This is a genomic window from Nostoc sp. CHAB 5715 (genome assembly GCF_020829685.1).
GTDB lineage: Bacteria > Cyanobacteriota > Cyanobacteriia > Cyanobacteriales > Nostocaceae > Nostoc.
The window spans coordinates 1-6,035 of record NZ_JAIVFR010000433.1; the positions used below are offsets into that span (position 1 = coordinate 1).

The 6,035-nt window shown below is 43.1% G+C and carries 8 protein-coding genes and 2 pseudogenes; 8 read left to right on the plus strand and 2 right to left on the minus strand.

Features of this window, described 5'->3' with window-relative positions; translation table 11 throughout:
• The first annotated feature begins 115 nt into the window (after positions 1–115).
• The 3 genes and pseudogenes from LC574_RS22325 to LC574_RS39155 form a co-directional block, all read left to right on the plus strand.
• The gene (locus LC574_RS22325) at positions 116–328 is read left to right on the plus strand and encodes a hypothetical protein (protein ID WP_229455697.1); all 213 of its coding nucleotides are present in this window, start codon (positions 116–118) and stop codon (positions 326–328) included.
• 215 nt (positions 329–543) lie between these two features.
• Complete coding sequence (locus LC574_RS22330; protein WP_229455701.1) at positions 544–876, plus strand: GIY-YIG nuclease family protein; 333 nt, start codon at positions 544–546, stop codon at positions 874–876.
• A 97-nt stretch (positions 877–973) separates the two neighbouring features.
• Positions 974–1,150, plus strand: a pseudogene (locus tag LC574_RS39155) (DUF3155 domain-containing protein); the annotation flags it as partial.
• 187 nt (positions 1,151–1,337) lie between these two features.
• Here LC574_RS39155 and LC574_RS22335 read toward each other — a convergent pair.
• Positions 1,338–1,901: an ImmA/IrrE family metallo-endopeptidase gene (locus tag LC574_RS22335; RefSeq protein WP_229455702.1), complete on the minus strand. Its 564-nt coding sequence runs from the start codon at positions 1,899–1,901 to the stop codon at positions 1,338–1,340.
• Between the two features lie 41 nt (positions 1,902–1,942).
• Entirely contained in the window at positions 1,943–2,299 is a 357-nt protein-coding gene (locus LC574_RS22340; RefSeq protein ID WP_229455703.1) for a helix-turn-helix domain-containing protein, read from the minus strand.
• 98 nt (positions 2,300–2,397) lie between these two features.
• Between LC574_RS22340 and LC574_RS22345 the strand changes: the two genes are divergently transcribed.
• The 5 genes and pseudogenes from LC574_RS22345 to LC574_RS22365 form a co-directional block, all read left to right on the plus strand.
• Positions 2,398–2,922, plus strand: coding sequence for a multiubiquitin domain-containing protein (locus LC574_RS22345; RefSeq protein WP_229455704.1), 525 nt, complete (start codon positions 2,398–2,400; stop codon positions 2,920–2,922).
• A gap of 3 nt (positions 2,923–2,925) precedes the next feature.
• Positions 2,926–3,306, plus strand: coding sequence for an E2/UBC family protein (locus LC574_RS22350; RefSeq protein ID WP_221704707.1), 381 nt, complete (start codon positions 2,926–2,928; stop codon positions 3,304–3,306).
• A complete protein-coding gene (locus LC574_RS22355; RefSeq protein ID WP_229455705.1) occupies positions 3,303–4,730 on the plus strand; it encodes a ThiF family adenylyltransferase in 1,428 nt (475 codons plus the stop codon). Before LC574_RS22350 ends, LC574_RS22355 begins: the two co-directional genes overlap by 4 nt.
• A 3-nt stretch (positions 4,731–4,733) precedes the next feature.
• Positions 4,734–5,093, plus strand: coding sequence for a DUF6527 family protein (locus tag LC574_RS22360; protein WP_229455706.1), 360 nt, complete (start codon positions 4,734–4,736; stop codon positions 5,091–5,093).
• Positions 5,094–5,549: 456 nt separating this feature from the next.
• A pseudogene (locus LC574_RS22365) lies at positions 5,550–6,035 on the plus strand (hypothetical protein); the annotation flags it as partial.

Consider the following 6,035-nt stretch of genomic DNA (forward strand, 5'->3'; position numbering starts at 1 on the left):
CCTTTAGGTCTGGCGGATAATAAATGATTGATTATTTTAACCGCGAATTGTGTGCGTCACTCTGGGCAAGAAGACCATCAAACAGGCGTACTCACACAGGAATTGATTGACGGATATGGGCTACCCCCCCAAAATTCTTTGTGAAGCGATCGCAGACTATCATGCCAGAATCAAATCCCAAGAAAAAGAGCAGTCCCAGGAAGAGACTGCTGAATTAGAAGTGCTATATACAGGCATCTGGCTATTAAAGATGAAGCTTGGAAGCAGCTTTCTCCAGAATAACAGTTCAGACTTGAAAAATTGTTGCCCCAGGAAATATTATCTCTAAAAACAGCCAGAGAATCAGGTTTAATTATTGACTACTATGAGTTAGAAACTGGCTGGTTTCAAATATTTATTGCAGGTGAGGATAAGCCTGTGAGCGTTAGTAAGTCAAGCATAATCACTTGGGTACAAGAACAAGAAAGGCTCAACTGCGTAACTATATAAACCACCACAATCAGCTAACGCCTCAGTTTTCAAAATAATCCCAAAAAAGCATAAATGGAATTGTCAGGAAAAATACCCTCAATTCCTTGCTGCTACTTGATTGAGCTATCTCGTCCGCTTGGAAATGAGAAACATCAAGCTCGTTATTACTTAGGTTCATGCGCGAACCTCAAGAAAAGATTTCAGCAGCATCTACAAGGGTCTGGAGCGGCATTTACTCGTGCTGCGATAAAACGCGGTATCGAATTCAAAATTGTTTACGTATGGAAGACCTCGAGTAAACAAGAAGCCCGTCAGCTTGAAATTCAACTTAAGCGATATAAAAACCATGCACAATTATTAAGGAGAGTGCAAAATGCCAAAACGAATTCGACAAAAACTAGGTAGATACCATTTAAGACGTAGATTACGTGGAAAAGTTTTGTTATCAAAGGTTACAAGCTTTAGTTGCTATCAACATAACCATCAATAAAAAACCTGTACAACTGCAAGGAAATTCATTCGTAATAACAATATTCAACCACCATGTGTTATCACAGTACTCAAGATATCGGGTAGTGAAGAAAAATTTTTCTTGTCAAACAATGGACTGTTTAGTTATAAATATGCCATCGAAAATCACAAATTATTCTCACCAGAAATAGCGTCTGTTGCTAGTTAAAATCAGCTATAATCTGAATCTACTACAGCCTGTCAAATATGGCAGGCTAAAAACGAAAAAGACTTACTTGACTAAGTTTATGAATATAGATGACAGTATTATTAACTTTTGATTTCATATAAAATTTTTGATTGATGATTGCCAGGATTTTATTAATTTTTGCAGTTAAACTGATTCAATTAGCCCTCTAACGAGATAAAATTCGTTTTCGCGCTCCAGTAACATTAATACGCATATTGATAACTTCCTTGCTAGCGTGGTAATATTCAACAGCCTCATCTATTGTCATTCCAGTTTGAACGATATGGAGGGCAGCTTCTTCTGAAATTAAAAGTGCCGGACCTAACCAGTTTGCTTCATCTTCATATTCTTGGTTAAAATTCCGGCATCCGCATTCGTTAAAAACTTCATCTGGCTGGTGTTGAAGGATACCATGACTTATTTCGTGAGAAACATTAGAAGCCTGACGTAGACGGCTGTGAGCGTCATTGTGAACAATTATTCTTTGTATACCATAAAACACTGTTATCGCAGAAAAACTTTTTATGTCTTTTTCTGTAAAATAGCGAACCTCTTCAGAAATTTCATTTTGAAATTCCGACAGTGGAACAATAGGAATTGCTAAATGTTCAGCAAGCTGCCAAGGGCATAAGGGAGCGTGTGGTTTTAGACCAAGCTCTGCTCGAAACTCCCTGGCATAAGCACTTGCCTCCTTCTTAAAGCCACGACGGAACTTCGCCTTACCTGGCATAAGCATTTGCCTCCTGACTAAAACCACAGCATAGTGTCATCTTATTGATCCTTGCGAAGCTTCTCGTAAGCAGCTTTGATGACGGCTTCCATTGCAGATGCAGCTTCTGGCGTTAAATGGGGATCTGCACGCAAATACGCCGTAATTTTAGCAAGTGGTTCGGATTCGGTTGGAGTATCCTGTTCGCGCTTGATGAAGGAGTCTGCGTTCAGCCCAGACCATGCGAGCATTGCTGCCATACTGTCTACATCTGGTCGTCTACCTTGCGCGATCCGAGTCAAGGTGGACGCACTAACACCAGATTTTTCGGCAACTTGTTTCCATGTCATACGCTTAGACAGCCGTTGGCTGTCCAATGCTGCATAAAAAGCTTCAACATCAAACTGTCCTTTTGCCATTTCATCTCCAATTTCACTCTTGCAATTTTAAATCATGTGTGCAATATAATGGATAAAATTTCACAAGTGAAATCAAAAGTCACTTATGCAACAACAATATGACGAACAATATCGTGGTTGAGCAGATTGAACTGGAAGCGTGGGTCAAGCAGCACGGGGCTGTACAACCACCACTTGCAAAACACTACTTAGTGCGGATTGATGACCGAAGTTATAAAGTAGACGACCCCGTGATTACGGGAGGGCAGCTGCTTGATGAAGCAAGCAAGAGGCCTGTGGATGAGTACCTTATCTTCCAAGTGCTAAACAACGGTCAGTTAGAAGAAATCCGCCTTGATGAAACCGTTGAACTCAGAAAGCCTGGTATCGAGCGATTCATTACTTGGCGCAGCGATCGCTCCTTCCGTTTTGTCATCGACGGTCGGCGATTTGAATGGGGAGCGCCAATTATCACAGGGTTAAAGCTGAAGGAACTTGCTGGCGTTGACCTTGCATCCTATGGAGTTTGGCTTGAACTACGTGGTGCAGAAGACCGCCCAATAGCCGATAACGAATTTGTCGATTTACAAGCACCAGGAGTCGAGCGATTCTTCACTGGTAAAAAGACTACAACGGAGGGTTAAGTAATGAGCTTTTTACCCTCAAACGATCGCCAATACCTGGAAAACAGGGGTTTACCTTTTGAAGAAGTGGTAGATGCCAGTCAAAAGGGCGTTATTTTACGCGAATTTCAGTTACCACCTGGCCGTTTTGATACTGAACAGGCAGATATCCTAATTCTATTGCCGAGCGGATACCCGGATGCACCCCCCGATATGTTTTACCTGCTGCCGTGGGTAAAGCTGGTACAGGGTGCAAAATACCCAAAGGCAGCCGATCAACCACACCAATTTAATGGTCAGAAATGGCAGCGATGGTCGAGACATAATAACGAGTGGCGACCTGGTACAGATGGCATATGGACAATGCTCAAACGGATTGAAAATGCTCTGGAGGTGGCTGCTTGAATACTGTAAGCTTGACATTGCAAGAGCAACACTCAAATTACCTGCACGAATTGCTATTAACCATAGATGGTAAAGAGCGAGCGGCCTATGTCTTGTGTGGACAGGCCGTTATCAATGCCGATCCTTGGGATGGGCAGCCGCACCAAAAATTCATTTCTTATGAAGTAATACCAGTGCCAGAGGATGAAATTGTTTCTTTCTCTGCCAAACACATTACCTGGAAAACGGATTCTTTTGTTCGGGCATTGCAAGCGGCACAAGCAAAAAACCTGACACTAGCCATTTTCCACAGTCATCGAGAAGGCTTGAGAGAATTCTCTATTCAGGATGATACTAACGAACCAGACTTGATTCAACTGGCACAAAACCGCAACGGCTCAGATACACAGATTTTGAGTGTTATCCTAATGCCGGATGGAAATTTGATTGGTCGCCTGTGGGTTAGTTCGCAAGAAGTTATCTCCTTGCGGATGATTCGTGTGATTGGGCAGAAAATCCGTTTGCATTATCCAAACCGGGGGCTGGGGGTTTCTCCTCCAGCATTCCAGCGACAGGCTTTAGCTTTTGGGGAGGCCCTCAATCAAGACTTATCGATGTTGCGTGTTGGGGTCATTGGTTGCGGCGGTACAGGAAGTGCGATCGCTATGTTGCTGCCAAAGATGGGTATTCGGAACATTGCACTTTTTGATAAAGACATTGTTGAGGATACAAATTTAAATCGGCTACACGGTGCGCGTCAGCCAGACGCTGATGCTATGAGTCCCAAAGTTGAAGTTGTTGCCAAGTCACTTGTGGAACTTGGACTTGGTGTTCAAGTGAGAACATATCAAGCTTGGATTGGAGAAGCAGACTGCCGCGATTCCCTGAAAGCGTGCGACGTGATTTTTTGTTGCACTGATGATCACACGGGTCGCCTAATGCTGAATAGGTTTGCCTACTACTATGCAACACCTGTATTTGATATGGGTTTAGCAATTGAGGTTTCTCAAGGGGAAACGCCCAATTTTCAGGCTTTGGATGGTCGCGTCACGGTGCTTGTACCTGCGCCAGGACACGCCTGCCTGTTGTGTCGAGAAATTATTAACCCTGTGATTGCACGAGATGAAGCATTGAAACGTAGTAATCCTGATGAGTACGAACGCCGTAAGGCAGAAGCCTACGTCATTGGAGAAGGAAACCCCAGTCCTGCCGTTGTTTTATTTACAACAGAGGTAGCAATTATGGCAATGCAGGAACTTGTCCACCGCCTTCAGGGTTTCCGTGGTGAGGATGGTGCAGCAGCTCACAGAGTTCGCAAATTTCATCTGACGACTGACCGTAAACCAGCAGCAATCCCTAATCCCAATTGCCCAGTTTGCGGGACAGCCGGTGCCCAGTGGTGGGGCAGAGGGGATGTTATGCCTTTTCTCAATCTGGTGGAGTAAGGGATGTTTCTTCGCGGTGTAGTTAGACAGTTATTAATCTGGCTACGTTTTCTTCCCCAGCCAGACTTATCAGCACGGATAGTTCCAACACATCCTGCACCTGAGAATATAAAACCAGGGGAGATTTTAGTCGTTGGTGATGCTGAATATCAGAAATGGGCTTGTTTTCGTTGCCCTGGAGGATGTGGTGAAAATATTTTGCTGTCTTTGAATCAAAAGCGACATCCTTGCTGGGCGATCGCCATTGATTCGTTGGGACGACCAACACTTAATCCTTCTGTTAGGCAGCTTAATGAATGCCACTGCCACTTTTGGGTGCGTCAGGGAGTTGTTGAATGGTGTGCTGATTCAGGACAGAAATAAACCTTATAGTCTCGTTTAGCAGAAAAATCCACTTTTTACTTACTCCTGGGTAAGCAATATTCCCATTGCATGAATTATTTGCGGAGCAACAACTCTATGACGAAGTGTACATGAATTGAGAGGAGAGCGATCGCTCTCCTTACTTTGAGTTAATCACCAGACTGAACGATAAACCGTAAAATTACTACTAACTCTAGTACGGTTTTCACTAATAGTACAATTGTTCTTTTTAATCAAAAAGCATTAAAATACAGTGTAATAAAGTGCTACACACTGACATAGTGTGAGTCAATGTCGGCTGAATTCAAATGAATTTGGTTACTAACGATAGGTAATACGAGTAAGTTTTTCTGGAAGATATATTTGATTCAAATATTGATGATGGTGGCATATGAAAAGAAATTACCATAGCGCTGCGCTATGAATAGCCCAATTCAGTAAAGGTAAAAAAAATAGATGTTTCCGCTTATCACACACTTTGAAGAACTGCTCAAGAACATTCAACCACCCCAAGAACGCCTTGATGCAGCACGCGATTTGCCACCCTTAGTCCGTGAGTACATTGCCAAAAGCAAAGATTTTCCCACTGTCTACCCTCACTCTCGACTTGCAGGCTCATACGCCCAAAAAATGGCAGTAGGTGATGTTAAAGACGTAGATACCCTAATACGTGTCCCTGGTGATCCAAAGGCAAATGAACCAGAGGCTAAACGATTAATTCAAGACATGAAAAAGTTGCTTGATGGCTTGCCAAAAGCTTTGGGCTTTGAGGGATATGCAGAAGCGGAAATAGAAGTAGAGCGGGCACGCCGATCCAATACTTTTCGGTTAAGCTCAAAAACATGTAGATTGGGAGTTGTACCTAAAAACCCACAGCCCAATGCAACTCAAAGAATTTTCGTTGGTCTCAATATTAATAGAATCAGGCGAAGTACTCAAAGC

What these genes read in the sequence shown, in the direction of transcription:
- LC574_RS22325 (WP_229455697.1), top strand. Translation starts at nt 116, where the DNA reads ATGGGCTACCCCCCCAAAATTCTTTGTGAAGCGATCGCAGACTATCAT.
- LC574_RS22330 (WP_229455701.1), top strand. Translation starts at nt 544, where the DNA reads ATGGAATTGTCAGGAAAAATACCCTCAATTCCTTGCTGCTACTTGATT.
- LC574_RS22335 (WP_229455702.1), bottom strand. Translation starts at nt 1,901, where the DNA reads ATGCCAGGTAAGGCGAAGTTCCGTCGTGGCTTTAAGAAGGAGGCAAGT.
- LC574_RS22340 (WP_229455703.1), bottom strand. Translation starts at nt 2,299, where the DNA reads ATGGCAAAAGGACAGTTTGATGTTGAAGCTTTTTATGCAGCATTGGAC.
- LC574_RS22345 (WP_229455704.1), top strand. Translation starts at nt 2,398, where the DNA reads ATGACGAACAATATCGTGGTTGAGCAGATTGAACTGGAAGCGTGGGTC.
- LC574_RS22350 (WP_221704707.1), top strand. Translation starts at nt 2,926, where the DNA reads ATGAGCTTTTTACCCTCAAACGATCGCCAATACCTGGAAAACAGGGGT.
- LC574_RS22360 (WP_229455706.1), top strand. Translation starts at nt 4,734, where the DNA reads ATGTTTCTTCGCGGTGTAGTTAGACAGTTATTAATCTGGCTACGTTTT.